This is a genomic window from Nonomuraea sp. B19D2 (assembly GCF_040137845.1).
Taxonomy (GTDB): Bacteria; Actinomycetota; Actinomycetes; order Streptosporangiales; family Streptosporangiaceae; genus Nonomuraea.
In genome coordinates, this window is the sequence record NZ_JBEFAK010000043.1 from 59,224 (window position 1) to 83,247 (window position 24,024).

Here is a 24,024-nt window from a genome sequence, read left to right on the forward strand (position 1 = left end):
TGAGATCGCACGGGCGGTTTCACCGGTGTCCGTGCTGGGGCCGGCCGGCCGTGGCCAGAGCGGCGACCGCCGTGACGGCCATGAGCACCACGCAGGCCGCCACCGAGATCGCCGTCCCCTGCGCCCAGCCGAAGGCGCCGATGACGGCCGCCACCGCGGCCGCTCCCAGCGAGGAACCGACGTAGCGGGCGGTGTTGTTGGCCCCGGAGCCCATGCTCACCCGGTGGGCGGGCACGCTGTCGATCGCCAGCTGCGTGATCGAGGAGTTGATCAGCCCGGATCCGACCCCGCTCACCGCCAGCCCGGCGACGACCGGCGGAAGGGGCAGCGAGCCGCCCACGCCCAGCAGCCCAGCGAATCCGGCCGCGCTCAACCCCAGGCCGAGCGCCAGCCGCGCAGCCGTGCCCAGCCGTACGTGCCTGGCCAGCAGCGAGGCCACGAACGACAGGGCCGACCAGACGCAGAACAGCAGCGCCGCGTCCAGCGGCGTCAGTCTGTGCACGGCCTGCAGCACGCTCGGCAGGTAGCTGAGCAGCCCGACCACCGCCGCCCCCACGACCAGCGCTCCGCCCGTCGCCACCAGGAACGCCGGCCGCCGGAACAGCTCCAGGTCGATCAGCGGCTCCTCTCGCCGCCGCTCCACCGCCACGAACGCCGCCACCAGCACCACCGCCACCGCGAAAGCGCCCAGCACGACCGGCCGCGACCACCCGACCCGCCCTTCCGTCACCCCCACGACCAGCGCGGCCACGCCGAGGCTGAGCAGCGCCACCCCCGGCACGTCGAACCTGCGCGGCAGCGCCGACCGCGACTCCGCCAGCACCCGGGCGGACACCACGGCCAACGCCAGCGCGCAGGCCGCCATCAGCCAGTACACCGCCCGCCAGCTCGCCACCGTGGCCAGCGCCCCGGACACGAGCGGCCCGAGCGCCGTGCCGAGCCCCATCATCGCCCCGTACCGCCCGCTGGCCCGCACCCGTTCCATCCCTCCCGGGTAGGCATGACCCACGATGCCCAGGCTCGCGGCCAGCATTGCCGCGCTCGCCGCGCCCTGCACCAGCCTCGCCACCACGAACACCGGCACCGACGTGCTCACCGCGGCCACCACGCTCGCACCGGCCAGCACCCCCGTGCCCGCCACCAGCACCCGCCTGCGCCCGTAGTCGTCGGCCAGCCCGCCGGAGACCAGCAACAGCGACGACAAGCCCAGCGCGATCGCCCCCAGGATCCACACCGGCCCGGTCGGCCCCGCGCCCAGCGACGCGGCCGTCTGCGGCAGCGTCACCATCGGCACGGTGTAGTTCATCAGCACGAGCAGCGGCGCCGACGACGCCACGGCGAGCGTCGCCCCCCGCTCCACAGTCGGTTCGGTCATTGAACTCATGCCGCGCACGCTAGCACGGTTCAATGAATGAACTAAAGTGGACTCCATGGCGCTCGGCAAGAACTACGACGGCCAGGACTGCTCGCTGGCCAAGGCCCTGGAAGTGATCGGCGAGCGGTGGACGCTCCTCGTGATCCGCGACGCCATGTACGGCGTGCGCCGCTACGGCGACTTCCTCGCCCACCTCGACATCCCCCGAGCGGTGCTCTCCCAGCGGCTCACCGCCCTCGTCGAGGCCGGCGTCCTCGCCAGGCGCCGCTATCAGGACACCCCGCCGCGCGACGAGTACGTCCTGACCCCCATGGGCCGCGAGCTCTGGATCCCCATGCTGACCATGGCGCAGTGGGGCGAGCGGCATCTCGCCGATCGCGGCCCGCGCCGCCTGTTCCACCACGTGACCTGCGACACCAGGCTTGACCTGGCGCACTGCCCGGCCTGCGGCCGCCACGTCCCGCTGGATGAGGTGGAGGTACGACCGGGCCCCGGCCTCGAGGGCAACAGGAACGACCCGGTCAGCCGCGCCCTCGAGTCGCCCCACCGGATGCTGGACCCCATCCCCTGACCCGCCCGGGATGACGTCCGCCGAGGTTTGACGAGCGGCCTCGGCGGTATGGTCCCCATCAGGGGAACTATGAAAAAGATCGCAGCTGTCGCAGGACTCGTGGTCTTGGCCACGTCCAGCGTGACCGCCGCCTTCGCGGACGGTACAGGCCAGCAAGAAGTGAGTCAGCAGCAGTACGACACCCTCATCTCCCAGTGCCGTTACGCCGACACTGGTAAGGCAAGATGCCGGTCAGCGGTCAGGGAGATATACCGCGTGGGCAGAATCGACAACAAGCTCGACTGCCGCACCTACTCCGGCGTGACCGTCTGCGGCACGCTCAAACTCAGCCGGGCAGAGCAGCAGTGCCTCCGCGACTCCACGGCCAGGGGACTGTTGTTCCGCCGCGCGGAGGTGGAGTGCTACGCGTTCGCCTAAGGAGCTAGTTCCATGATCATCGTTGGCGTCGACGGCTCGCGCACGGGGCTGGACGCCGCCGGCTGGGCCGCCACGGAAGCGGCGCTACGTCGCGCGCCGCTGACCGTGGCGCACGCCGTTCCGAAGTGGGTTTGCGAGGAGACCCACGGCCGCTACGCCGAGGTGGGCCGGTGGATGCGCGAGGGTGCGAAGACGGTGCTCGTCTCGGCGCGGGACAGGGCGCTCCGCGAGCGGCCCGAGATCACCGTCGAGACCCTCCTGCTGCCGGGTGACCCCCGATCCGCCCTGGTCAAGGCCGCGGAGGAAGCCGAGCTGCTGGTCGTCGGCAGCCGGGGGATCGGCGGCATGCGCGGGCTGCTGGTGGGCTCCGTCGCGTACGGGGTGGCCGCGCACGCAGTCACGGACGTGGTCCTGGTACGCGAGCGCCCTTCGACGCCGCAGGGCGAGGTCGTGGTCGGGGTCGACGGCTCTCCAGGAGCCCGGCCGGCGATCGCCTTCGCCTTCACTGAGTCAGAATTGCGCAGTGCGCGGCTCCGCGCCGTACACGCGTGGGCCTGGCCGCATCCGAGCGGTTTCGAGCCCGCCGACCCCGACAGCGAGCGGGACGCGCTGCGGGAAATGAACGAGTTGCTGGCCGGGTACCGGGATCGGCATCCCGGGGTTGACGTGGTGACGGAGGTCGTACATGGCCATCCCGTCGAGGTGCTGAGGGAGGCGGCGAAGGGATCGGACCTGCTGGTGGTCGGCTCGCACGGGCACAGCCAGCTCGCCGGGATGCTCATGGGCTCGATCAGCCAGGCCATGCTCCACCACGCGCCCTGCCCGCTGGTGGTGGTCCGCCGGGGACGGGCCTGAAAGTTACACGGCGTCTTCGCAGGTCATCGGCCTGTGCGTACCGAGTCGCCTTTCCCGTCGTAGGAGCGCTTTTTACGATCTGCGCAGGCTACGACGGGAGAGCAGACGATGCGCAGGACCAGCACTTTGCTGGCGGCGATGCTGGCATTGGCCGCGGCGGTGTTATTCGCGATGACCACGCAGGCCAGCGGCGCCGCCGCCACCAGGATCATGCCCCTGGGTGACTCGATCACCGGATCCCCCGGCTGCTGGCGGGCCCTGCTCTGGAACCGGCTCCAGAGCACCGGCTACACCAACATCGACTTCGTCGGCACGCTCCCCACGCAGGGCTGCGGCGTCTCGCACGACGGCGACAACGAGGGCCACGGCGGCTGTCTGGCCACCAACATCGCCAACCAGAACCAGCTGCCCGGCTGGCTCTCCGCGACCAGACCCGACATCGTCCTGATGCACCTCGGCACGAACGACGTGTGGAGCAACATCGCGCCGGCGACGATCCTCAGCGCGTTCACGACGCTCGTCAACCAGATGCGGGCCAGCAACCCCAACATGAAGATCATCGTCGCCAAGATCATCCCCATGAACCCGTCCAACTGCGCCGACTGCGGCCAGCGCGCCGTGAACTTCAACAACGCCATCCCGGCCTGGGCCGCCGCGACCACCACCCAGCAGTCACCGATCACGGTGGTCGACCAGTGGACGGGATTCAGCACGAGCGCGGACACCTACGACGGCGTGCACCCGAACGCCGCAGGGGACCAGAAGATGTCCGACAAGTGGTACCCGGCCCTGGTGAGCGCCCTGCCGGGCACCTCCACGCCGACGGTCACGCCTACCGTTACGCCAACCGTTCCAGGGGGCGGTTGCACGGCCACGTACAAGATCGCCAACCAGTGGCAGAACGGCTTCCAGGGCGAGGTCACCGTCAAGAACGCCGGCGCCGCGGCCCTGGACGGGTGGACGGTGCAGTGGACGTTCGCGAACGGGCAGCAGATCAGTCAGCTCTGGAACGGCACGCTGAGCACGAGCGGCTCTTCGGTGACCGTGCGCAATGTGGGCTGGAACGGCTCGCTGACGCCCGGGGCCTCGACGACGTTCGGCTTCATCGCCTCCGCGGCACGAACGCCGTTCCCACGCCGACCTGCTCCTGACCTCCGCCGGGCCGCGCGGGGCGCTCATTGGCCGGTGACGATGGGCGCCCCTTCGCTGGCCTGGACCAGCACGAACCCCTGCCCGTTGAACGTCAGCTGCATGGCCTCCCCGCTGCCGCGCCCGATGAGCGCCCCCGCCTTCATCGTCCGGTTGACGCCGACATGCAGCCCGGTGCTCCAGCACACCGCGGACTGGCCGTCGGCGTACGTGGGCATGCGGGCGGTGTCGAGCAGCACCGGCGTGCCGTGCGTGGTCACCGCCACCCACCCGGTCCCGGTGACCGTGGTGTTGAACAGCCCGCCCGCCGCGATCCCGGCGCCCTGCACGCGCTGGATGTCCCAGGTGAGCTGCGGCTGGAACGCCAGCAGGTTGCGCCCGTTGACGGTGATCCCCTCGTTCTCCAGATAGAACAGGTGAATGTCGTCGGCATTGTCCGCGAGGTAGAGCAGCCCTTCGCCACGCACGCGCATGAGCGCCGCGCCCTCGCCCGTCACGGCCTTCTTGAACAGCTTGCCGAGGCCTCCGCCTTCGTAGTCGAAGTCCATCTGCCCCTGGAAGGCGACCATGGAGCCCTGCTTGGCCAGGACTTCGTGCGGCAGCTGAACTCTGAGCATCTTGTTGTTCTGGAGGGCGAATCCCGGGGGCAGCGACTGGGAGTCGAGATTGCCGAAAACAGAGCTGCGCACGTTAGACCTTTCTGCGTTCAGACCAGCGGTACGGCCAGCGTACGTAAAGAATTCGGCGGCAGCGCGTCAAAAGAATCCGCTACAACTGCGCCCGCGCCTCTTCGATCGTCCGCAGCACGCCCGCGGCACCACTGGCCCCGGCAAGCTCACCTGCCTCGTCCAGCACCGCCACGGCGTCATCACGCCGACCTTCCGCAACAGCGATATAGGCCAGCCCCACCAGATTAGCCGCCACACCGGCCGGGAACCCGATCTCTCTGCGCAGTCGTACGGATTCCTCCAGCCGTTCCCGCGCCGCCTGCAACCGCCCGGCGACGTGCTCGGCGATGCCGAGGTGGCGCAGGACGTACGAGAGCGTCAGCTTGTCGCCGGCCCGGGTCGCGAGCTCATGGGAGCGCTCGAGAACCGCCCGCTCGAACAGGGCCATCTCTTCCGCGTCCTCGCCTTGCCCGTCGAGAAACCGCGCATGCGCGACGCGACCGCGAGCCAGCGCCAGATCGGCCTCCAGGCCGTTCAACTCCCGGTCGGCGACCTCCAACCCGCCCACGTCACCGCCGAAAACGGCCCGCTCGTACAACGCCTTGGCCCGCTCAAGCCGCGCATCCACACCCACCACCCACCTTCACGAGGCCACGGCACCCTCTGCCGGGGCCCTTTGGCGCGCAGCCCGGTGATCCCTGGGACACCGGCCGGTGTCGACACCCGAACCAGTCGGCAGGAGTGCCGACCCGCCCCTCAGCCCTGCCCGCGGGCTGCCAGATCCCGCACGACCTGAATCAGCTCAGCCGGATCAAACGGCTTGGTCAGATAGGCGTCCACCCCGATCCCCAGCCCCCGCCTCCTGTCGTCGTCCTGCGCCCGGGCTGTGATCAACACGACCTTGATATGGCTGGTGGCCTCCTCAGTGCGCAACTTCTCCGCCGTCGCCCATCCATCCAGGCACGGCATCATCACGTCCAGCGTGATCACATCCGGCATGACGTCGAGCACGCGATCAAGGCAGTCCTGCCCATCGGTGGCGGTCGCGACCTCGAACCCCTCCAGGTTCAGATTGACCGCGATGAGCTGACGGATGACCTCGTCGTCGTCGACGACCAGTACTTTCCCAAGAACCTCGCCCACGGCCGCAAAGTTAACCTGTAGCAGGGCCGTCACGTGCGGTTTTCGCGGGATGCGTACAAGGAGCTTTATCCTGTGCCGAGTGGTGTCGCGATGCTGATAGCCTTATCACTCGTTGAGCCCCCTTAGCTCAGGGGATAGAGCACCGGCCTCCGGAGCCGGGTGCGCAGGTTCGAATCCTGCAGGGGGCACACGTGATGTCTCGGGACATCGGAAACCCTCGAACCTACGGGTTCGGGGGTTTCGTCTTGTTGGGGTTTGCCTGGGGTTGGTAGTCGCGGGTGGGATCGAGGATCAGTTCGCGCAGGAGTTCCCCGGTGATGGCGTTGACGATGCGGACGTGCAAGTCGTCGACGAGCAGGATGACGTGGGTTCGGGCGTGGGTTCGGCCGATGCCGAGGTGGTGCAGCCGGCCGTTCGTGCGAGGTGCGGGCCGCGGCAACGCCAGGGTCTTGCCCCCATGGCGTCGAATGCGGCCAGGGCGGTGCTCTGGGCGTCTGCGAGGGCCTCGGGGGCGACAGCGGCCAGCAGGGGCACGACGATGGCGGGAAACGCCGGGGACTGCCGGGAGCCGGGCGGCATGGCGACGACGTGTAGATGTTGACCGGGCGTGGGCGGGAATCGCCAGTAGGGCCGCGCGTGCCCACCGCTACCGGTGTTTCCCATGTGCTGGTCATGCCGCCACGCTCCGCGGGCGGCAGCCACCGGCTCGGCAGAGCTGCCGAGAGTGCTTCGACGTCGTCCCGCAGATGGGATGTCCAGAAGGTGTCTAATACGTGGCTTCCACAGGTCCAGGACGTGAATCTTTCTCCAAGCGGGGACGGCAGATCGACTCTCACCTTCATCGCCGATGCGGGGGTACTAACATGTTGATCGTTTTGCCACACCCCTTCGCGTGAAAGCGACGCAGCATGGCCCGCGAACCTGTCCCCTCCCAACCATGGTCCGGCTGGTCAGGGGAACCGGAGCTGTCCCGCTCGTGGCCGTCCGTCCACGACATTGAGGTCGACCGCACGAAGCTGAAGAAGATCGGCCTGGAGATGCAGGACGACGCCGGCATGACTCTGAAGCTGGGCGAGGACCTGCACGGCCAAGACGTCCGCGGTGGCTGGAAGCTGCCTGTACTCCTTCCGGACCAGATCGATGCGCTGCGGAACCTGGTCAACTGGGAGCCCGGGGACTTCACGATGAACCACGGGTTCTTCAGTAACACCGCGAACTTCTTGAAGTGGGATTCCATGGTGCAGCTGGGCAACAACCTCGGCGGCGCGGTCAGGGGCTATGGGGGCTTGGGGGACGCGATCAGGGACACAGCCTTCGTCCTCTACCGCAACTACTCCAACATCGGCTCCCTCGCCTTGGCCAGCGGTGTCAACTACGACAGAGCGGAAGGGCTCTTCGACTCGCACAGCTCGACGACGGATGAGCTCATCGACCGGCAGGACGGCGGGCCTATGACCTTGTGGACAAAGGAACGCTGGGTCGAGGAGGACGTCTCACAGCACGACGCGCCGGCTGTCAAGTTCTTCCTGGACAGTTGCGACTGGAACGCGATGAGCCAGCGGGGCACGCTCTGCTCCGACCTCGCCCGCCTGTTCGTCGACTTCCAGCAGACCGTCGAGGACCGCGCCCGGCAGTTCTCGGACGCCTGGCCGGGACGGACGTCGGAGTACGCGCACGCGTACCTGCGTACGATTCATGCGGACGCGCGTGTCCTCGCGTACGCCTGCGGGAAAACCGGCCAGGCATTGTCCTGGCTCTCCGGCATATTAATGCAGAAACAGGCGGAGTTCGAGAGCACCGTCAAGCTCGGCGACATGGAGATCGACGACGACCTGCCCAACTGGATGTGGCCCTCGGGGGGCGGGGCCCACGACCGGGCCCGCGACTACCTCCGAGAGGTGAACCTGTATATCGCCGAAGCGCACAAGATGCTCCCGGACGGGCTGGACCGCGGGTCTGATGGAGGCATCGATGCCAGCCCGGCAGTGAGCTGGTACCAGGACGGGAAACTCCAGGACGGCTACTGGGAGGAGCTGGATGCGGCGCTGGGCTGATCAGCCCTCTCCCTCATAGGTGACATGCATTCGCTCGTGCGACTCCGGCTGCTTCTCCCCTGGCCCGGTTCCTCGCCGACGTCCCAGACGCCGCCGCGCTCACTGGCGCCGACCGCCTGCGGCTCGAACGGCAGTGCCGTCTCCTGCCACGAGCCCCGTCCCAGTGGAAGACGCGGCCCTTGTCGTTGTGCTCCGGCTGCGGGATTGCCCACACTTGGCCGTCGTCCAGGGCGACCGCGTCGCTGATGGGCCGGTCGGATTCTAGGGTGCCGCCCTACCGGCCGGCGCCGGTCCAGCGGGCGTGGCACGGAGCGTAGCGGTTGGCGTAGTCGCGGCACTGGCCGGACACCCACGCCGTCTCGCGGGTCGGCGAGAAGTTTGTCCGGCGTGTATGTGGTCAGGTCGGGCAGCCAAGGCTGGAGCCGCTGACGCATGCCTCGACCCCGGCCGCTGCGATCCCCGCATACGTTGCCACGAAGGCTGCTGCCCAGCGTCGTACGAGGCGGTTGACGGGGGGTCGGTCGTCCATCATCATGAACAAGTGTTCATGAACGTCCGTTCATAAGGAGCGGCATGACTATCGTCAACACGCACCAAGCCGAGGCGTGGAACGGCTACGAGGGCAATCACTGGGCCGACCACCATGATCGGTACGACGCCGTGAACAGCGGGTTCAACGACTACTTGCTGCAGAGCGTCAGGGACGGGGACCGGATGCTCGACGTGGGGTGCGGCAACGGTCAGGTGAGCAGGCTGGCTGCCCGGCGCGCCGGGCACGTCACCGGTGTCGACCTGTCGGCGCCAATGCTGGGCAGGGCCCGCGCCGCCGCGGCCGATGAGGGAGTCGTCAACATCGACTTCGAGCAGGGCGACGCCCAAGTTCACCCCTTTCCCGCCGACTCGTACGACCTGGCCATCAGCCGATTCGGGATCATGTTCTTCGCCGATCCGGTGGCCGCCTTCGCCAACATCGCCCGCGCCCTGCGGCCAGGCGGTCGCGTGGCATTCCTGAGCCTGCGCGGCATGGCCGACAATGACCTCGGCCCCGTGTTCACCGCCATGGCCGGCCACCTGCCGACGCCCGAGCCTGTATCGGACGGAGACGGGCCGACCTCGCTGTCGGATCCGGGCCGGATCCGTGAGGTGTTCACCGCGGCGGGCTTCACCGGCGTGACGGCGAGTCCCGTCGAGGCACAGCAGGTATGGGGCAAAGACGCCCAGGATGCCGCCGACTTCCTCGCCGCCTGGGGACCCGTCCGGTTCCTGCTCAATCGGACCGATCCTGTGGCCGCATCCCGGGCCCGCGCTGCGCTCGTCGACGCTCTTCGCCCCTACGAGCAGGCTGATGCCGTACGGCTGCGCGGCGCCGCCTACCTGATCACCGCGACCCGCCCGTGAACGCCCGCAAGGCCGCCGCTCTGGGGGAGGGCCAGACGCTGCGCGATCATCTCGTCGCGACCGCCGAACGCCTGCTCGCCCGGCACGGCGCCGCCAATCTGACGGTCCGGGCGATCGCCCGCGAGGCCCAGGTGGCCGACGGGGTGCTGTACAACCACTTCGCCGACAAGGAGGAACTGCTCGCCCTGGCGCTGCATGCGCACGTCCGGACGGTCCAACAGAGCCTCCCCCCGCTGCCGACCCGCGCGGGGCACGGCGATCTGGAGGCCAATCTGCGCGCTTACGTCACGTACGGCGTAAGGCTTCACCTGGCGATCCTGCCGGCCTTCGCCGGCCTGATGGCGCAGCCCGCCGTTCTCGCCCGCTTCGCGGCGCTGGACAACCCCGTGGGCCAGGGTCGCGGCCTGCGCGCCGAACTGGCCGCCTACCTCGGAGCCGAGCAGGCCCTGGGCCGCCTCAGCCTCGAAGCGCATCCCGGTGCCGCCGCCACAATGATCGTCGGGGCGTGCCACGAACTCATCCTGCCCCACCTCTTCACGGGCAACTCCGCGGCCGACATCGAGATCCCGTCGGGCTTCGTCGATCAACTCGTCGCAACATGCCTCCACGGCATCACGCATGCTCCGAGGCAAGAGCCTTGAAGGCAATGTTCTCCCGGTGAGGGCGGTGGAGGCGTCACTTCGCCGCCACCGCACAGCCAGGTGGGGCACTGGCAAAGTGCACCGCACAATCGCGGCGTGGACCCGCGGCGACGACCGCGCCGCTGAGCAGCTCTGCCAGGGCGGAGGCGAATCGGTGCGTACCTGTGCCGGCGGCGGCCCGGTGCGTGTTCCTGCCAGTCCTGCCCCGCTGATCAGCGAGTCCGGGGTTCGAGCCCCTGGCGCCAGCGAGAAACCCCAGCTCGGTGGATCCAAGCTGGGGTTTCCTGTTCGACGCCTCATCTCATCCGCCCGAGGGTGTGTCTCCGGGGCGGATCGCCAACGCCCTCTGCGCGCCGGTGGCAAGTACGGGAGAAACGTCCAGGTCAGCGGATCTTGGGGATCGGGACCTTGGACCAGTCGAGGTCGGAGGCGAGGTAGAAGCTGGGGTAGGCGGGCTGGTTGTAGCCCGTCTGCTGCCTGGCCACCTCGACGCGGTATTGCGGATCGTGCATCAGGGTGTAGAGCTTGCGGTCGGTCACCTCGGTGCTGAGGTAGATGCGGGCCGCGTCGCTGTCGGCGGTGCGGACGATCAGCTCCTCGCGCCAGTCGCCGAAGATGTCGGCGACCAGGCCCGGGTTGCCCTTGGTCCAGTTGTTGGCGAGTGTGCCGGTGGCGGTGAGTAGCGTGCCGCGCTTCCAGTCGTCGACCGTGGGGGTCTGGAGCACGGTGGTGGCTGTGCCGTTGATGAGCTGGGTGGTCATGTCGGCCGCCCAGCGAATGCTCTGGTTCGTGCCGGGTGTGACGCGGCCCAGATGGTCGCCACGGACCGACCAAAGGCCGGAGACGATCTCCTGATTGGGAGGCATCGAGGACCATGCCTCCAGGCCGCGGATCGCGGGATCGATGTCGCCGACCATCCCGCGCCCGGTGTCTCGCCCGCTGTAGTCGCCGAAGAGCACCTTGCCGGTGGCGGCGTCCCGCATGGCCCAGCCGTACGGCGCCCAGGCTCCGCCCTCGTGCACGGTCCAGATCTCCAGGCCGGGCCGGTCCGGGTCGAGGTCGCCGACGTGCATTGCGTCGCCGTGGCCGAGCCGGACGTTCTGGCCCGGGACGTTGCTCTCCGGCGGGGCCACGTCGAAGGAGGAGTACAGCAGGCTGCCGTCGTCGTCGATGGTGGCCGCGCCGTACACGATCTCCTGCTTGCCGTCGCCGTCCACGTCGGCGACGCTCATCGAGTGGAAGCCCTGGGTGGTGAGGGTGGCGTAGGCGGGGTTGCCGCCGTCGACGCCGTGCGGGCCGGCGTTGAAGGGGTTGGCCATCGGGGCGTGGCCGCTGTCGACGAACCAGCGCTGCTTGAGCTTGCGACCGTTCCAGTCGTAGGCGACCAGGGTGGTGCGGGTGTAGTAACCGCGGGCGAAGACCGCTGACGGGCGTTTGCCGTCGAGGTAGGCCACCGAGGACAGGAAGCGGTCGACGCGGTTGCCGGGCTCGATGCGGGCCATGGCGTAGTCGCCCCACAGGAGCCCGTCGTCGCCGCGTCCCGGCTTGTAGGGGATCGTCTGGAACTCCCTGCCGGTGGCGCCGTCGAACACCGACAGGTACTCGGGGCCGGTGAGAACGAACCCGGCGAATTCCCGCAGGCGGTTGTTGCCGCTGCGAGCGGGTGCGTAGACGTCGACGAAGTAGGTGGCAAGCTCGACCGCGGACTCGCGGGAGAGCGGGTAGCTGTGCGTGGGCGCGATGCCGAAGGCCTGCTCCAGCGTGGCAGGCCAGCGCCCGGCGACCACCTCGGGGTGCTCGTGCCACTTCATGAACATCTCGACGACGTGCTCGAAGTAGCCGGCGGCGCTCAGCCGGTAGTCGTCGGTGTGCGAGTAGCCCGCCTTGACGTCGCGCTCGGGCATGGTGATGTAGCGCTCGCTGATCACGTTTCCGGCGGGATCGTAGTGGATCTGCCTGGTGCCCGGCGCCGTCTTGAGCATCAGTTCCGAGCGGCCGTCGCCGTCGAAGTCGTAGACGAGGAACTGCGTGTAGTGAGCGCCCGACCTGATGTTGACGCCCAGGTCCAGCCGCCACAGCAGCCTGCCCTCGAGCGTGTAGGTGTCCAGGTACGTCGGACCGGTGTAGCCGCGCTGGGAGACGTCCTTGGCGTTGGAGGGCTCCCACTTGACGACGAGTTCGTACTGCCCGTCACCGTCCACGTCGCCGACGCTCATGTCGTTGGCGGCGTAGGTGTAGGCCTCGCCAGCCGGTGTGACGCCGTCGGCTGGTTTGCGCAGCGGTACGTTATAAAACGATTCACTCCAAGGCCGGATCGTGGCGCTGGGACGCCCTTCCTTGCCGCGTGCTATCGGTGCCACGCGGTAGCGGGAGCTGGGGGTTCCCGTGGGATCGAGGTAATTCGTGCTGCCGGTGACCGTGGCGATCGGGCGGCCGTCGCGATAGACGCGGAAGTCTGGGCCGACCATGCCGCCGCTGCCGCTTCCGGTCACTTCGGTGCCGAGAAGACGCCAGCTCAGGAAGACGCCGTTGGGAGCGGTGGCGGCGACCAGACCTCGGTCGAGACGCTCCATCTTGATGCGGACGTCCGCGATGGCGGGGGTGGCCGGGAGGGCGCACACGAGGGTGGCCAGGATCAGGAGGGCTAACCGTAAGTGGCGCATGGGTGTGCTCCTCGGGGGCGCCGTTGGCGTTGAAACGATATAATCGACCGAAGAGTATGAACGTTAACATTTCTGCGTCAAGGCCTTGGTCGGTAGACCTGGTCTCTTGTTGCAGGACGTGCAGTGCCGTCGACGTCAGCTTGCCGTTGGGGTCGAAAGCGGGTCGACTCGGTTGCGCACCGGGGTTCGCTTGGGCAGGCCCGAAGGGATGCCGTGGAGCGGCCCCGGAGCGCGTCGCTACGGCTGCTGGCCGAGGTCCTCGGGCTGGACCCGCGGGAACACAAGGCGCTCGCCGCCGCAGCCCAGGCGGAGCTCGGGCGGTGAACGGTTCCACGGCCCGGGAGTCTGAGCCGGCGGCATTCGAGGCGACTGCTTCGTCCCCGCCGCCGCCACGGCAACGGCCGGTCGGCGTGTCCCCGTTCGCGGGGCGTACCGACTCGCTGGCGGAGCTGGACCGTCAGCTCGACGCGGACACGGGAGGGACGAGGATCTGCGTCGTCTCCGGCACGGCCGGCGTCGGCAAGACGTCACTGGCGCTGACTGGGCACATCCACTCGCGCGAAATTCACCGCGAAAGCCCGAGTCAACGGCCGTAAAGCGGCCGACCGGCTAGTTCGCTTGACCACCCCAGATAACGATGGCCCAGACGTTGAACAGCCCGCCGGCGTGCGTCTCCGGCGGGCTGTTCAACGTTGTCGGTATCAGTAATCGTGGCAGGGAAGGCCTTGCGACTCATAACCGCCGCCGGGCTTGTGATACCAGAGCTGGGCGCAGAGCCGCTTACCGGCGACCTCTGATTTCCGGCCCTTCAGGAATTCCCTGGTGCCGCCGTTGTAGTAGTAGTCACCGGTCCCGCCGTAGCGCGCCCCGGTCGCCGCGTACCAGATGTCTATGTGGTAGGTACCACTGACTCCGGCGACTTGCTGGACGGAGACCCGAGCGGTGCCGACCGGGTCGGTATTCACGCCGATCCACATGTTGCCGTTTCTGCCGGCCGATGCGGGTGATGCGACAACGGCCGTGACGATGCCGGCGCAGAGAACGCTGAGTGTCACACCCATCAGGCGCCGACGGACAGGGCGACGGTGTCTCGTTCTTGTTTCCAAGGGAACCTCCGTGGGTTGTCCGAATGGTGGTTCGACGATGCCGAGCTGCACACGATGCTTCAGCATTCGAATACATCGATCCAGGGCAGTTACCGGTCATTTGGCGGACATTGAAAATGTCCCAGTGGCGCTCGTCGGATTCGGTGCATCGGGTATTCACCACGTAGATTTGTCTTCCACAAAGTGGACGGACCGTTCAAGAGACGGTGCCGGCGACGCGGCCGGTGGCGAGGTGGTGGTGGCCGCGGTGCATGGGCGGGGCGCGCTGGCCACCGCGCTGGAGCCGGAGCCGGCCGCAGCGTTGCCGCCCACCCGAACGGCGTGGACGCTCTGATCGGCCTGGTCTCCTACTCCGCCGACGCGCTGCCGTTGTCGGTCGTGCGCAAGGGCGGCAAGGTCTCCACCACGCTGGACGCCGCCGACGAGCAGGCCCTCGCTGCCGTCGGCCTGACCGGCACGAACGTCATGGCCGGCCCGGTGCGCGAGGTCACCGCCCCACTGGCCGACCAGGCGGCCGCCGGCACGCTGAAGGTCGACGTCACCACGGTTCTGCCGCTGGATCAGGCCGCTGACGGCCTGGCCACCATCGCCGCCGGCAGGGCCCGCGGCAAGATCGTCATCAAGATCGCCGACTGACACCGCCCGCCGGCCCAGCCCGGTCGGTTGCCGGGACCGGTCGCCGGGACCGGTCGCCGACGACGGTCCACCCACCATCCCTCGGGCCGCTGGCCCACGCGAGCGGCCCAACGCCATAGGGCGGGTCCTCGGGGTCAGCCTCGTACCCGGCCGGCACGACTCCCTGCTTGATCCCCCGAAGGCGCGCACATCGCCGAAGAAGTCATCGCTCACGAATCCGAGCAGCACACAAGCGGCATCCCAGGCGGGCCACGAGAACAATCGATCCTCGACGGCCTCCCACTGATCACGAAACGCCAGCAGGACTTCCGTCGACGACGACGGCGTCGGCGTTTTGCAGGGTCAGGTCGGAGCCGGCGCCGCCTATGGCGACCCCGGTGTGTGACGGCGGCCAGGGCCGGGGCGTCGTTGATGCCGTCGCCGACCATCGCGACCCGCTGCCCGCCGGCTTCCAGATCACGGACTGCGGCGACCTTGTCGTCGGACAGGTCCGCGCTCGATCGTTTGCGGGACGGCTCAGTCGAGAGGCTTTCCTTGGCGGCGGGTCGTCGGAGCCGACGGCATGACCGCCTCGCGAAGCTCGGCGACGGCCTGGGCCATGAGCTGGGAAAGGGTGGTGTCCGGCTCGGCCAGCCAGCGGGGCATGGCGCGCCGGTGGATCGCCAGCACCACGTCGATGATGAAGCGTGCCTTGCCGGGCTCAACGCCGCGGCGCTCGATCGCCGGCGCCAGCGCGTCGGCGATGTCGGCGAGCTTGATCAGCTCGCGCTCGGCCAGTGCCGGATTGGCGGCGATCACTCTGCCCCGGCGCAACAGGAACTCGCGCGGGCGAAAGATCTCCTCAGCGGTTCCCAGCGCGCTCAGCAGCACCTCGATCGGTGTGAGGCCCGGGTTGGCCGCCTCGACCTGGGCGACGAGGTGCGCCTCGAGCTCGTCGCCGGCGAAGAGGACTTCCCGCTTGTCGGGGAAGTAGCGGTAAAACGAGCGCTCCTTCAGGCCGGCGGCGCCAGCGATCTGCGCGACCGAGGTGCGCTCGAATCCCTGCGACTCGAACAACTCGAGTGCCGCGCGCTCGAGCCGGCCCTGTGCGTCGGATTCCCATCTAGGCATACGCACCAGCGTACGACAACAGCATCTGTTGTCACGATGCTAGGATAGACGACAACAGATGCTGTCATCACAGGAGAGGCGCCATGAAGGCTCTTCAATTCGATCGGTTCGGCTCCCCGGACGTGATTGAGCTCCGTGACGTCCCTCGGCCGGAGCCGGAACCTGGCCAGATCCGGATCGCCGTGCGGGCGTGCGGCCTGACACCGGCCGACTGGCACCTCGTCGACGGTCTGCTCGCCGATCATCTGCCGCCGCTGCCGCGCGGGCTCGGCCTCGAGATCGCGGGCACCGTCGACGCGCTCGGTGCGGGCGTCAGCGGAGTCCGGATCGGTGAACGCGTGTTCGGCCCGGCCACCTTCGACGGTCCGACGGCCGGTGCTGCCGAGTACGCGCTGATGCCGGCCTGGGCACGCATCCCCGAAGGAGTCACCACCGAGCAGGCCGCCGCGCTGCCGATGGCGGCCGAGACGGCGTGGCGCGCGCTCGACGACCTCGGGGTCCAGCCGGGCGAGGTGCTGCTCGTCCACGGCGCGGGCAGCACCGTGGGCGAAGCGGCGGTGCGCTTCGCACTGCACCGTGGTATTCGGGTAATGGCCACCGCTGGGCAGACCCGTGCAGCAGCACTGGAAGAGATCGGCGCCCAGGTCACCGCTTACGGCGACGGCATGGCCGAACGCATCAGGACACTGTCCGGAGGCCACGTCGACCGCGCCCTGGACACGGTGCCGACTGGCGGCCGGATCGACCGCGCCGACCAGCCTGTTCCGGCCGGCGGCTCACTGCCGACCCTGATCAAGCTGACCGGTGACCCCGACCGTGTCCTCACTGTCTCGGACTTCGCCGCCGCAGCCGATCTGGGCGCCCGGATCACCACCGAGATGCGCTACGACCGGATGGACGAGTTCGCCCGGCTCGCCGGCGAAGGCATCCTGGTCGTACCAGTCGCCCGCACCTACACGCTCGACCAGATCCAGGAAGCGGCCGAACTCAGCCAATCCCGCCGACCCGGCGGCAAGCTCATCCTCGTCCTGTGAGCTGTGATCACCCCGCCAGCCTGGTAGGCGAGACGGACCCCGGACGAGGGGGCCGCGGGTGCGTGCCAGATCGCTTCGCGCGATTGGGTGCCCGCATGACGCCCAGGGGGATACTACGGCGACCCTCGAGGCCAGCCGCGTGCCTGCGACTCTGCCTCGTCGGCGTGTCGCCTTGCGTAGTGCAGAGAAGGTTCCTGCACGCGGTCGAGGTGCCGTGGGATCGAGCGACGCGCGTGGACGCTCGGGATTTCAGCTGCTGGATTCAGCTGACGATCAAGCCGCGAGCGACCGCGTCCAAGCGGCGTCATCCGCGTCCGCGCCTTCTATCTGGACATCGTCCATTGGGCTGCGGAAGAGCCGACCCGCTGGGCGCCGTGGGTGGTGCCCTGCCCGGTCAGCGACGAGGAGATCAGTAGGGCCAAGGATCGCAAACATCGAAAGGCCCGGATGGACCAGCGCACCCGCGAACGGCTTCCCGTCCTGCCGGTGCTGGCCGACACCGTCGATCGCAGGCGACGCGCCGCGGCTGAACTGCTTGCTGCTGCCGAGCGCACCTGGCCCGGGGATCTGATCCCGGACACCGCTGGAGCGCTGCGCAGAGCTGTCGCGCCCAGGGCCGCCGGGCACCTGATCTGGGCCGAGGAGACCTCGACCGGGCGGCGGAACCTCACCTATGAGGAGACCGAAGCCTTCTGGGCCTTCGCCGCTATCGAGATCCTGCGCCTGACCGGCATCCGCAATGAGGAGCTCCTGGAGCTGACCCACCACAGCATCACTGAATACCGGCTCCCGACCACCGGCGAAGTCGTGCCGCTGCTGCAGGTCGCCCCGTCCAAGACGGACAGCGAACGGCTCCTGCTGGTCAGCCCGGAACTGGCGGACATCCTTTCCACCATCATCCGCCGCCTGCGAGGAAGAAGCGGCGCGATCCCGCTGGTGACCTCCTACGACACGTCCACGAACGGGTCTGGAACCCGCCGATGCCGCTGCTGTTCCAGCGCGATATCGGCACCGAACACCGCACTTTCACCCCGACCGCGCTCCGCAAGCTTCTGATCAACGCGCTGGTCGCCACCGGCCTGACCGATGCCGCCGGCGAACCGCTCATCTTCTCCCCGCACGACTTCCGCAGGATCTTCGTGACCGACGCCATCATGAACGGCCTGCCACCACACATCGGCCAAGTGATCTGCGGGCACAAGAGTCTTGATACGACAATGGGTTACAAGGCGATCTACCCGGCCGAGACGATCGAGGCTCACCGCGCCTTCATTGCCCATCGCCGGGCCACCCGACCCAGCGAAGAGTATCGGACGCCCACCGAGGAGGAATGGGACGCATTCCTCGCGCACTTCGAGAAACGCAAAGTGTCCATCGGTACCTGCGCTCGCGCCTTTTCAAGCCCTTGTGTTCATGAACACGCTTGCCTTCGTTGCTCGCTCCTCCGTCCGGACCCGGCCCAGCGCGGCCGGTTGGAGGAGATCCGCGACAACCTCATCGCCCGTATCGCCGAAGCCGAACGCGAAGGATGGCTCGGCGAGATCGAAGGTCTGCGAATCAGCCTCGCCGGAGCGGAGGACAAGCTTGCGCGGATCGACCAGCGGAGCTCGCGGGCGATCGACCTGGGCATGCCGGGTCGCGCCGCCGGTCCCGTCGACAGCACCATGCCCGCTCAGCGCCGCTCCTGACCGGCGGGCCGTCCAGGAGCCGCCATGACGCTGACGTTGCGACGCGGTTCAAGCAATGAGCAGGCGTAGGCCGAGATCTGCCGCGTCGAGGTCGGCGAGGTCGCTGTTGCGCTCGGCCCACCGGCCGGAGTCGAGGTCGTCGCTGAGGCTTCGCACCGCCCGCTGCTCGGCCTCCGGCCCGACCCTCGTCCACACCGACATCGCACGGCGCACGTGATCCTCCAGATACGCCGCCGGTCGGCGCCAGTACGCCTCGAACAGGCCATCAGCGCAGTCCCACGGGATGGGCACCGGCTCAGCGCGGGCGCCGATCGCGTCAACCATCCCAGCAAGCGAGGGAAATTCTGCGAGGACGGCGGCGAACTCGGGCAGGTAGTCGCGGGTAAGCCAGAACCGGTCCTGCCATCCGGGCTCGTCGGTGTCGAACGTGAGCACCACCACGCGGTGGGCCACCCGCCGCATCTCGCACAGCCCCGCTATCGGGTCCCCCCAGTGGTGAACGGTGGAGACGGCCATCGCGACGTCGAAGGACTGATCCTCGAACGGCAGGCTCTCCGCGGCGGCGGCCACGCACGGCGCCGAGTCGGCAGGCCGCTGTCCCCGCATGACCGCCGATGGCTCCACCGCGGTCACGTCGCGATCAGCAGGCTCGTAGGAGCCGGTGCCAGCCCCGACGTTCAGCACCGTCTGTGCGTCCCCGAGCGCGTCCCAGATCTGCGCGGCGATCCGCGGCTCGGTACGCCGTGTCGCGGTGTAAGCGCTGCCGATCGCGTCGTACAGCCGTGCACCGAGCATCTCCAGTTGCTCCTCCGGTGTCACCTTCAGTCCCTTCGCCCGTGCCTGAAGTTCCCTGTCGATGGCCGCCACCATGGCGTCAGCGCGATCACGCCGCTCCAGCAGCAGGCCGCGCAGTCGGCGCAGGTGCGCGACCGCGTCGGTGGACGGGTCGCCGACCAGTTCCGCGACCTCCCGCAGCCCGAAGCCCAACCGCCGATAGGCCAGCACCTCCCGCAGCCGCTCCACGTCGCCCGCCGAATAGGCCCGGTACCCGGCCGCGGTCCGCGCCGACGGCCGAACGAGTCTGATCTCGTCATAGTGATGCAGCGTGCGAACACTCACGCCGGCCAGCTCGGCCACGTGTCCCACGGTCCAGTGATCCTCCACGGCACCGACTATGCAGCCTGACGCCACGTGAGGGTCAAGAGCCTCAATCACGGCAGCAAGGGCCGAACACGAGGTAGCGGTCCGCGACTCCTGCAAGCCAGAGCGATGCTCTGGTTCAGAGAAGCCTGCATTCGCTGCCCGATGCTGAACGTCAACCCGAAGATGCTCGACCGTCTCAACAAGATCGAAACGGTTCTCGTCGCCCGCCGCGAACGCGCGCAAGCCGAAGCCTGGCTTGGTGAGATCGAAGGCGTCGACCTCACGCTCACCTTCCTGAGAGCCAAACGAGACGAGTCGCAGCGGCTCGTCCGGCGCCCCACCGTCGACCTTGGCATCCCGCCTCTCCCTCCCATTCACAACAGGCAGGGGCCCCAGACGTGAACAAGATTGGTGCAACGCTACTGCGGCCTGACGGGACAGAGGGGCATGACGGAACTGAAAACCGCGGACCCGCCCGATCTTGAGCAGGTCTATCGCGACCAGCGGACGACGCTGCTACGCCTGGCGTTCTTGCTGACAGGCTCACGGGAGCAGGCCGAAGACATCGTCCAAACAGCCTTCGTGACGGCGTGCGCGCGCTGGGACCGAATCGAGCAACCCCTGGCGTACCTGAAGCGGGCGGTGGTGAACCGGGCGAACAGCACTCACCGGCGATGGGCGCGCGAGCGCGGGCGACACGTTGGGGAGCGAACAACGGAGATACCAGATATCGACGAGACCTGGACCCTCGTCAAGCAACTGCCGGGGAGGCAGCGAATCGTCGTGGTGCTGCACTTCTACGAAGACCTCCCTCTGACCGAGATCGCCTCCATCCTCTCCCGACCTGCGGCCACCATCCGGTCGGATCTCAAGCGTGCTCTCGCCCGACTCAGGAAGGGAATGAAATGAACAACCGGGAAACAGAACTCGTGATCGAGCCCGAACTCGACTCCCGCTTGCGGCGGACCCTAGCCCAGGTCGCCATGACGGTCGGCGACATCGACGAGACACAGGCGGCCTCTTTCCCGAGCCGACCGCGGTTTCCGCGCCGACGGCGCTTCGCGTTGGCGTTGGGCACGGTGTTGATCACCGCGCCGCTGCTTGGATTCGCTTACGTTCAGGTCGGCGCGGAGTACGTCAACCGGCTGCCGACCGAGAACGCACTATTTCAGGGCAGAAGTGGAGCGGACCAGTACTGGCTCGTGCCGTCCTTCCACCAGGACTCCTGCGGAAAGCCGATGCCCGGTGTGGAGTTGGTCTCCAAACGCCGGAACATCATTGGCGCCGAGTGGGACACAGCCATCGTCGCGTATGGCAAGGCGAACGAGGACGACAAGGGCTGCATCACCTCCACCCCCCTGTCCGCCTCTCCCGCCCAGGCCGACATTGCTGTGACACGACTGGGGCCCGATGATGACCACACCACCGATTGGATCGTCTTCGGCGCCTTTCATCCTTCCGTCCACAGCGTTCGCGTGACCGCACGGGAAGCGGCGACACGCACTGTCGCCACGCTCCCTCGTACCGATGACCCAAACGGGCCCCGCTACGCTGCGCTCACCATGCCCGCCTCCGCCACACAGGCGACGATCACTCTGCTGGACAGCCACGGCGTGGCTGTACCCGGCGGAGTCCGTCACTTCCCGCCCGAAAGATAAGCCCACTGCCTACAGCGAATGATGGCCATTGGAGTCGTTCCTGATCGTTCCGATGTCCGCCCCCGGGCACCTGCTCACCCCTCGTCGATCGCCTCAGCCGCATCCCCAGGCTTGCCGACCAGCTTGCAGAACCCCGCCCGCCGCGGCGCGCACTGCTCGGGCGTGTACAGGTAGGTGGCTGGATCGGCGCAGCGCCGTCTTTACGCGCCTTGGCCAGGTATTCGGCATAGCGGGGCGGCATGAACGAGGTGGGGGCGCCCTCGGGCACCTTGCGACCGCCACTCTCATTCAGCCGTTTCAAGATGGCCAGCGCCTCCATCAGGTCCGCGGTGCCGGTACTGCCCTTGAAGCCGATCGCCGTCAGCACCTGGGGAGTGAACTGGCGCAGAGGTGTAGGAGACGTGCAGCGCCGAGAGCCGGCCGTGATCGCGGGGCAGCTTCTTCCAGACTTCGGTGACGACCTCGCGCAGCTTGCTCATCTCGATCTGGTTGCGCAGCAGCCCCCCGATCTGCTCGTCGGGGATGGCCGGGTCGTCGGGTACCGGCAAGATCACGCCCAGGAGCAGCCGGCAGGCCTCACCGGCCGTGGCCCGTTCGATCAATGCCTCGTCAGTCTTTGATTTGGCCCGCGATTCCCGGGCGGACACGGCCTGGTCGATCAGCATCAACCGCTCCAGCTGGTCCTCGGAGAACATCCGGGTCGACATCGACCACCCCCACACCGCAACCCGGCCAGGACCGTACGAACCGTAGCGGAAGTGATCAACAGCCGGAACAGGCCCGCGTCAGTGTAGGTCAGGCAAATCCATTGGAAATTTCCCCAGGACCACAGCGAGGCCTTATGGCTGGGTGACGCCGCTGGCGCGCTCGATTATGAAGCGGATGGCGACGCGTCCTTCAGCGTGGATGTTCGATAGGAATACCTCCCAGTCGGGGTATTCGTCGCTGAGCGCGCCGTGCAGGTTCTTGAGAGCCTCAGCATCCAGTCCGACGTCCGGTGAAAGAACCTCTGCGTGCCCCTCGACCTGAACCCATGGCCCGAAAAATCGGTCTGTGAAGACGCACATCGAACCCCGGGGGTCTCGCCGTAGGTTACGGGTCTTGGCTCGCGTCTCCGTCGTACTCAACACAACGCGACCGGCACCGTCGAGAGCGACGATCGCGGGTGAGAGCTGGGGGCGTCCATCTTTGCGACACGTACTGAGCACCGCGTGATGGTGATTGCGGAGGAAGTTCTGGGCCTGTTCGACTTTCATGGATTTCCCGATTCAGATAGCGCTTCTCAACGAGCTTTGGTGCGATGCCAGGGTGCACCCTGAATGGGCGTTCACCTCTGGCGGAGCGGGACCATCAACAGGGTCAGCGCCGATCGGCAGCGCGGCGGTTCGCTGCGGCCGTATGCGCGGCGGCGACCAGGGCGGCACCAAGCTGCACCGCGACCAGCCTGCGGATCTCGATCGGCGGGCCGGGGGAGTCGGATTCGGCCAGGCCGTACCAGAGGTCGAAACGTTCGGCGAGCAGGCGACGCTGCTCGCCGATGGCTGATGCCAAGTTGCCGGCGGCGAGCTCGGCGTCGAGCATGCGCAGGAATACTCCGAGCAGGCGCAGCCGCAGCAGGTGCAACATCTGACGGTTGCCGAACTCCTCGGCGACCGTGGCCAGCCGATTGGGATCGCGCGAGGCCTCTTCCAGCTCGCCGAGCTTACGGAAGATCTCCAGCGTTCCCTCGGTCGAGCGGCGGAACGGCGAATGCACAGTCAGATCGCCGACGACGGCCTGCATGCTCGTTTGCAGCGTATCGATCAGCTCGCGCCGGGCCGTGTTTCCCTCGGCGGCGATCTCCCCATAGGTGCGGCCGGTGGGACTTCGATCCGACACACGCTCGTCGGCCCAGTAGGGCACCTCGGTGACCAAGTGGAGCGCGCCGTATCTGGCTGCGTAGTCAGCGCTGCTGCCGCCGACGCCGAAGGCCGCGCCCACCTGCGAACCCGGCGGGGTCAAGTAGACGGCGGGGACGATCGGCGTGGCGCCAGGCAGTTCCGGCTCACCGTGATGCAGCGGGAGGCCTTCCATACCAGGCAAGGCGGCCAGTTGCTCGGCGAGCGCCAGGTCTTCACGGTTGATGTAGAAGAACGCGCCCTGGTACTCACCGTTGTGCAGGGAGTAGACCAGCGACGGGCGTACCTCGTCCATGAGACGCATCAGCGCCTGTGTTTCTGGCAACGGGCGGTCGAAGGAGTAGTCCTCGCCGGCCAGCGGGAAGGTCCACTCGACCTGGTCGGCCAGATCGGGGCGGTAGAAGTGCTCGGCGTAGGCGCGGCGGTCGCCGGGGCGGTCGTACCAGCCTTCGTTCAGGCGGGCGCCGTCGGGGTCCGCGCACGCCACGATGTGCCAGCGAAAGCCTGACTCCGCCTGCAGTTGTGGGTGCTGACAGAGCAGTTTGGTCAACGTGAGGGCGGTCAAGGCCCCGACAGGCTCGTTGGGATGCGGCCCAGCGATGACCACCGCGTCGGCTGGGCCGTCGCCGACCGTCACGGCATGCAGCGGGTCGCCCAGCCGCGAGGTGCCGATGCGGCGCGGCCGGACCAGGCCGGGATGGGCGGCGGCCAGCTCCTCCAGCTCGGCCTGGAGCGCGTCGACGGATGGGAACGCGGCACACTCAGGGACGCGGCTCATGTACTCGGCAACATTCATAATGGGATTACGGTAATAATA

The 24,024-nt window shown here is 68.1% G+C and carries 28 protein-coding genes, 1 tRNA gene and 1 pseudogene; 17 read left to right on the forward strand and 13 right to left on the reverse strand.

The features are described 5' to 3' along the window. Positions 1-19 precede the first annotated feature (19 nt). The gene (locus ABN273_RS46615; RefSeq protein ID WP_349456027.1) at positions 20-1,375 is read right to left on the reverse strand and encodes an MFS transporter; all 1,356 of its coding nucleotides are present in this window, start codon (positions 1,373-1,375) and stop codon (positions 20-22) included. A gap of 55 nt (positions 1,376-1,430) precedes the next feature. Between ABN273_RS46615 and ABN273_RS46620 the strand changes: the two genes are divergently transcribed. The 4 genes and pseudogenes from ABN273_RS46620 to ABN273_RS46635 all read left to right on the forward strand — a co-directional run. Continuing rightward, the gene (locus ABN273_RS46620) at positions 1,431-1,946 is read left to right on the forward strand and encodes a winged helix-turn-helix transcriptional regulator (protein ID WP_349456028.1); all 516 of its coding nucleotides are present in this window, start codon (positions 1,431-1,433) and stop codon (positions 1,944-1,946) included. Positions 1,947-2,201: 255 nt separating this feature from the next. Beyond that, positions 2,202-2,363, forward strand: coding sequence for a hypothetical protein (locus ABN273_RS46625; RefSeq protein WP_349456029.1), 162 nt, complete (start codon positions 2,202-2,204; stop codon positions 2,361-2,363). Between the two features lie 12 nt (positions 2,364-2,375). Beyond that, on the forward strand, positions 2,376-3,218 hold the full coding sequence (locus ABN273_RS46630) for a universal stress protein (RefSeq protein ID WP_349456030.1): 843 nt from the start codon (positions 2,376-2,378) through the stop codon (positions 3,216-3,218). 210 nt (positions 3,219-3,428) lie between these two features. Then, positions 3,429-4,280, forward strand: a pseudogene (locus tag ABN273_RS46635) (cellulose binding domain-containing protein); the annotation flags it as partial. Positions 4,281-4,393: 113 nt separating this feature from the next. On the opposite strand, the gene ABN273_RS46640 reads toward ABN273_RS46635, so the two are convergent. The 3 genes from ABN273_RS46640 to ABN273_RS46650 form a co-directional block, all read right to left on the reverse strand. Next, complete coding sequence (locus ABN273_RS46640; protein ID WP_349456031.1) at positions 4,394-5,056, reverse strand: AIM24 family protein; 663 nt, start codon at positions 5,054-5,056, stop codon at positions 4,394-4,396. A gap of 79 nt (positions 5,057-5,135) precedes the next feature. Next, entirely contained in the window at positions 5,136-5,669 is a 534-nt protein-coding gene (locus tag ABN273_RS46645; RefSeq protein WP_349456032.1) for a hypothetical protein, read from the reverse strand. Between the two features lie 122 nt (positions 5,670-5,791). Then, entirely contained in the window at positions 5,792-6,178 is a 387-nt protein-coding gene (locus tag ABN273_RS46650; RefSeq protein WP_349456033.1) for a response regulator transcription factor, read from the reverse strand. Between the two features lie 116 nt (positions 6,179-6,294). Between ABN273_RS46650 and ABN273_RS46655 the strand changes: the two genes are divergently transcribed. Further along, positions 6,295-6,366, forward strand: a tRNA-Arg gene (locus ABN273_RS46655). 35 nt (positions 6,367-6,401) lie between these two features. Here ABN273_RS46655 and ABN273_RS46660 read toward each other — a convergent pair. Continuing rightward, a complete protein-coding gene (locus ABN273_RS46660) occupies positions 6,402-6,617 on the reverse strand; it encodes a hypothetical protein (protein WP_349456034.1) in 216 nt (71 codons plus the stop codon). A gap of 469 nt (positions 6,618-7,086) precedes the next feature. Here ABN273_RS46660 and ABN273_RS46665 point away from each other — a divergent pair, with 469 nt between their 5' ends. The 3 genes from ABN273_RS46665 to ABN273_RS46675 all read left to right on the forward strand — a co-directional run bounded on the left by ABN273_RS46665 (position 7,087) and on the right by ABN273_RS46675 (position 10,271). Beyond that, a complete protein-coding gene (locus ABN273_RS46665) occupies positions 7,087-8,232 on the forward strand; it encodes a hypothetical protein (RefSeq protein WP_349456035.1) in 1,146 nt (381 codons plus the stop codon). 573 nt (positions 8,233-8,805) lie between these two features. Then, positions 8,806-9,630 (forward strand): class I SAM-dependent methyltransferase, encoded by an 825-nt coding sequence (locus ABN273_RS46670; RefSeq protein WP_349456036.1) that lies wholly within the window; start codon positions 8,806-8,808, stop codon positions 9,628-9,630. After that, positions 9,627-10,271: a TetR/AcrR family transcriptional regulator gene (locus ABN273_RS46675; protein ID WP_349456037.1), complete on the forward strand. Its 645-nt coding sequence runs from the start codon at positions 9,627-9,629 to the stop codon at positions 10,269-10,271. The genes ABN273_RS46670 and ABN273_RS46675 overlap by 4 nt, the downstream gene beginning before the upstream one ends. A gap of 383 nt (positions 10,272-10,654) precedes the next feature. Here the strand turns inward: ABN273_RS46675 and ABN273_RS46680 are convergent, their stop codons facing one another. Further along, positions 10,655-12,934, reverse strand: a complete 2,280-nt coding sequence (locus ABN273_RS46680; RefSeq protein WP_502911241.1) for a rhamnogalacturonan lyase — start codon at positions 12,932-12,934, stop codon at positions 10,655-10,657. 320 nt (positions 12,935-13,254) lie between these two features. Here ABN273_RS46680 and ABN273_RS46685 point away from each other — a divergent pair, with 320 nt between their 5' ends. Continuing rightward, complete coding sequence (locus ABN273_RS46685) at positions 13,255-13,530, forward strand: ATP-binding protein (RefSeq protein WP_349456038.1); 276 nt, start codon at positions 13,255-13,257, stop codon at positions 13,528-13,530. Between the two features lie 105 nt (positions 13,531-13,635). On the opposite strand, the gene ABN273_RS46690 is transcribed toward ABN273_RS46685, so the two are convergent. Beyond that, a complete protein-coding gene (locus tag ABN273_RS46690) occupies positions 13,636-13,995 on the reverse strand; it encodes a hypothetical protein (protein WP_349456039.1) in 360 nt (119 codons plus the stop codon). Positions 13,996-14,209: 214 nt separating this feature from the next. On the opposite strand from ABN273_RS46690, the gene ABN273_RS46695 reads away from it, so the two are divergent. Next, positions 14,210-14,374, forward strand: coding sequence for a hypothetical protein (locus ABN273_RS46695; protein WP_349456040.1), 165 nt, complete (start codon positions 14,210-14,212; stop codon positions 14,372-14,374). Continuing rightward, positions 14,362-14,676, forward strand: a complete 315-nt coding sequence (locus ABN273_RS46700; RefSeq protein ID WP_349456041.1) for a zinc-binding dehydrogenase — start codon at positions 14,362-14,364, stop codon at positions 14,674-14,676. The genes ABN273_RS46695 and ABN273_RS46700 overlap by 13 nt, the downstream gene beginning before the upstream one ends. 209 nt (positions 14,677-14,885) lie before the next feature. On the opposite strand, the gene ABN273_RS46705 is transcribed toward ABN273_RS46700, so the two are convergent. Continuing rightward, positions 14,886-15,164, reverse strand: a complete 279-nt coding sequence (locus ABN273_RS46705) for an HAD family hydrolase (protein WP_349456062.1) — start codon at positions 15,162-15,164, stop codon at positions 14,886-14,888. 28 nt (positions 15,165-15,192) lie between these two features. Continuing rightward, on the reverse strand, positions 15,193-15,786 hold the full coding sequence (locus ABN273_RS46710) for a TetR/AcrR family transcriptional regulator (protein ID WP_349456042.1): 594 nt from the start codon (positions 15,784-15,786) through the stop codon (positions 15,193-15,195). An 83-nt stretch (positions 15,787-15,869) separates the two neighbouring features. Between ABN273_RS46710 and ABN273_RS46715 the strand changes: the two genes are divergently transcribed. The 3 genes from ABN273_RS46715 to ABN273_RS46725 all read left to right on the forward strand — a co-directional run bounded on the left by ABN273_RS46715 (position 15,870) and on the right by ABN273_RS46725 (position 18,508). Next, the gene (locus ABN273_RS46715; protein WP_349456043.1) at positions 15,870-16,820 is read left to right on the forward strand and encodes an NADP-dependent oxidoreductase; all 951 of its coding nucleotides are present in this window, start codon (positions 15,870-15,872) and stop codon (positions 16,818-16,820) included. 486 nt (positions 16,821-17,306) lie between these two features. Further along, positions 17,307-17,876 carry a site-specific integrase gene (locus ABN273_RS46720; protein WP_349456044.1) on the forward strand — a complete coding sequence of 190 codons (570 nt, stop codon included), beginning with the start codon at positions 17,307-17,309 and terminating at the stop codon, positions 17,874-17,876. Beyond that, entirely contained in the window at positions 17,801-18,508 is a 708-nt protein-coding gene (locus tag ABN273_RS46725; protein WP_349456045.1) for a site-specific integrase, read from the forward strand. The genes ABN273_RS46720 and ABN273_RS46725 overlap by 76 nt, the downstream gene beginning before the upstream one ends. 48 nt (positions 18,509-18,556) lie before the next feature. Here ABN273_RS46725 and ABN273_RS46730 read toward each other — a convergent pair whose 3' ends face one another. Beyond that, the gene (locus tag ABN273_RS46730; protein WP_349456046.1) at positions 18,557-19,672 is read right to left on the reverse strand and encodes a MerR family transcriptional regulator; all 1,116 of its coding nucleotides are present in this window, start codon (positions 19,670-19,672) and stop codon (positions 18,557-18,559) included. Between the two features lie 141 nt (positions 19,673-19,813). Between ABN273_RS46730 and ABN273_RS46735 the strand changes: the two genes are divergently transcribed. Genes ABN273_RS46735 through ABN273_RS46745 form a run of 3 tightly spaced genes read left to right on the forward strand, consistent with a single transcriptional unit; the run spans position 19,814 to position 21,309 of the window. Then, positions 19,814-20,053 carry a recombinase gene (locus ABN273_RS46735; RefSeq protein WP_349456047.1) on the forward strand — a complete coding sequence of 80 codons (240 nt, stop codon included), beginning with the start codon at positions 19,814-19,816 and terminating at the stop codon, positions 20,051-20,053. 45 nt (positions 20,054-20,098) lie between these two features. Further along, positions 20,099-20,560 (forward strand): RNA polymerase sigma factor, encoded by a 462-nt coding sequence (locus ABN273_RS46740; protein ID WP_349456048.1) that lies wholly within the window; start codon positions 20,099-20,101, stop codon positions 20,558-20,560. Continuing rightward, positions 20,557-21,309 carry a hypothetical protein gene (locus ABN273_RS46745; protein ID WP_349456049.1) on the forward strand — a complete coding sequence of 251 codons (753 nt, stop codon included), beginning with the start codon at positions 20,557-20,559 and terminating at the stop codon, positions 21,307-21,309. Before ABN273_RS46740 ends, ABN273_RS46745 begins: the two co-directional genes overlap by 4 nt. 284 nt (positions 21,310-21,593) lie before the next feature. Here ABN273_RS46745 and ABN273_RS46750 read toward each other — a convergent pair whose 3' ends face one another. The 3 genes from ABN273_RS46750 to ABN273_RS46755 all read right to left on the reverse strand — a co-directional run bounded on the left by ABN273_RS46750 (position 21,594) and on the right by ABN273_RS46755 (position 24,003). Next, the gene (locus tag ABN273_RS46750; protein ID WP_349456050.1) at positions 21,594-22,016 is read right to left on the reverse strand and encodes a hypothetical protein; all 423 of its coding nucleotides are present in this window, start codon (positions 22,014-22,016) and stop codon (positions 21,594-21,596) included. Positions 22,017-22,148: 132 nt separating this feature from the next. Further along, complete coding sequence (locus ABN273_RS59895; protein WP_502911242.1) at positions 22,149-22,565, reverse strand: PPOX class F420-dependent oxidoreductase; 417 nt, start codon at positions 22,563-22,565, stop codon at positions 22,149-22,151. A gap of 103 nt (positions 22,566-22,668) precedes the next feature. Further along, positions 22,669-24,003, reverse strand: a complete 1,335-nt coding sequence (locus ABN273_RS46755) for a M14 family zinc carboxypeptidase (RefSeq protein WP_349456051.1) — start codon at positions 24,001-24,003, stop codon at positions 22,669-22,671. Positions 24,004-24,024 lie beyond the last annotated feature (21 nt).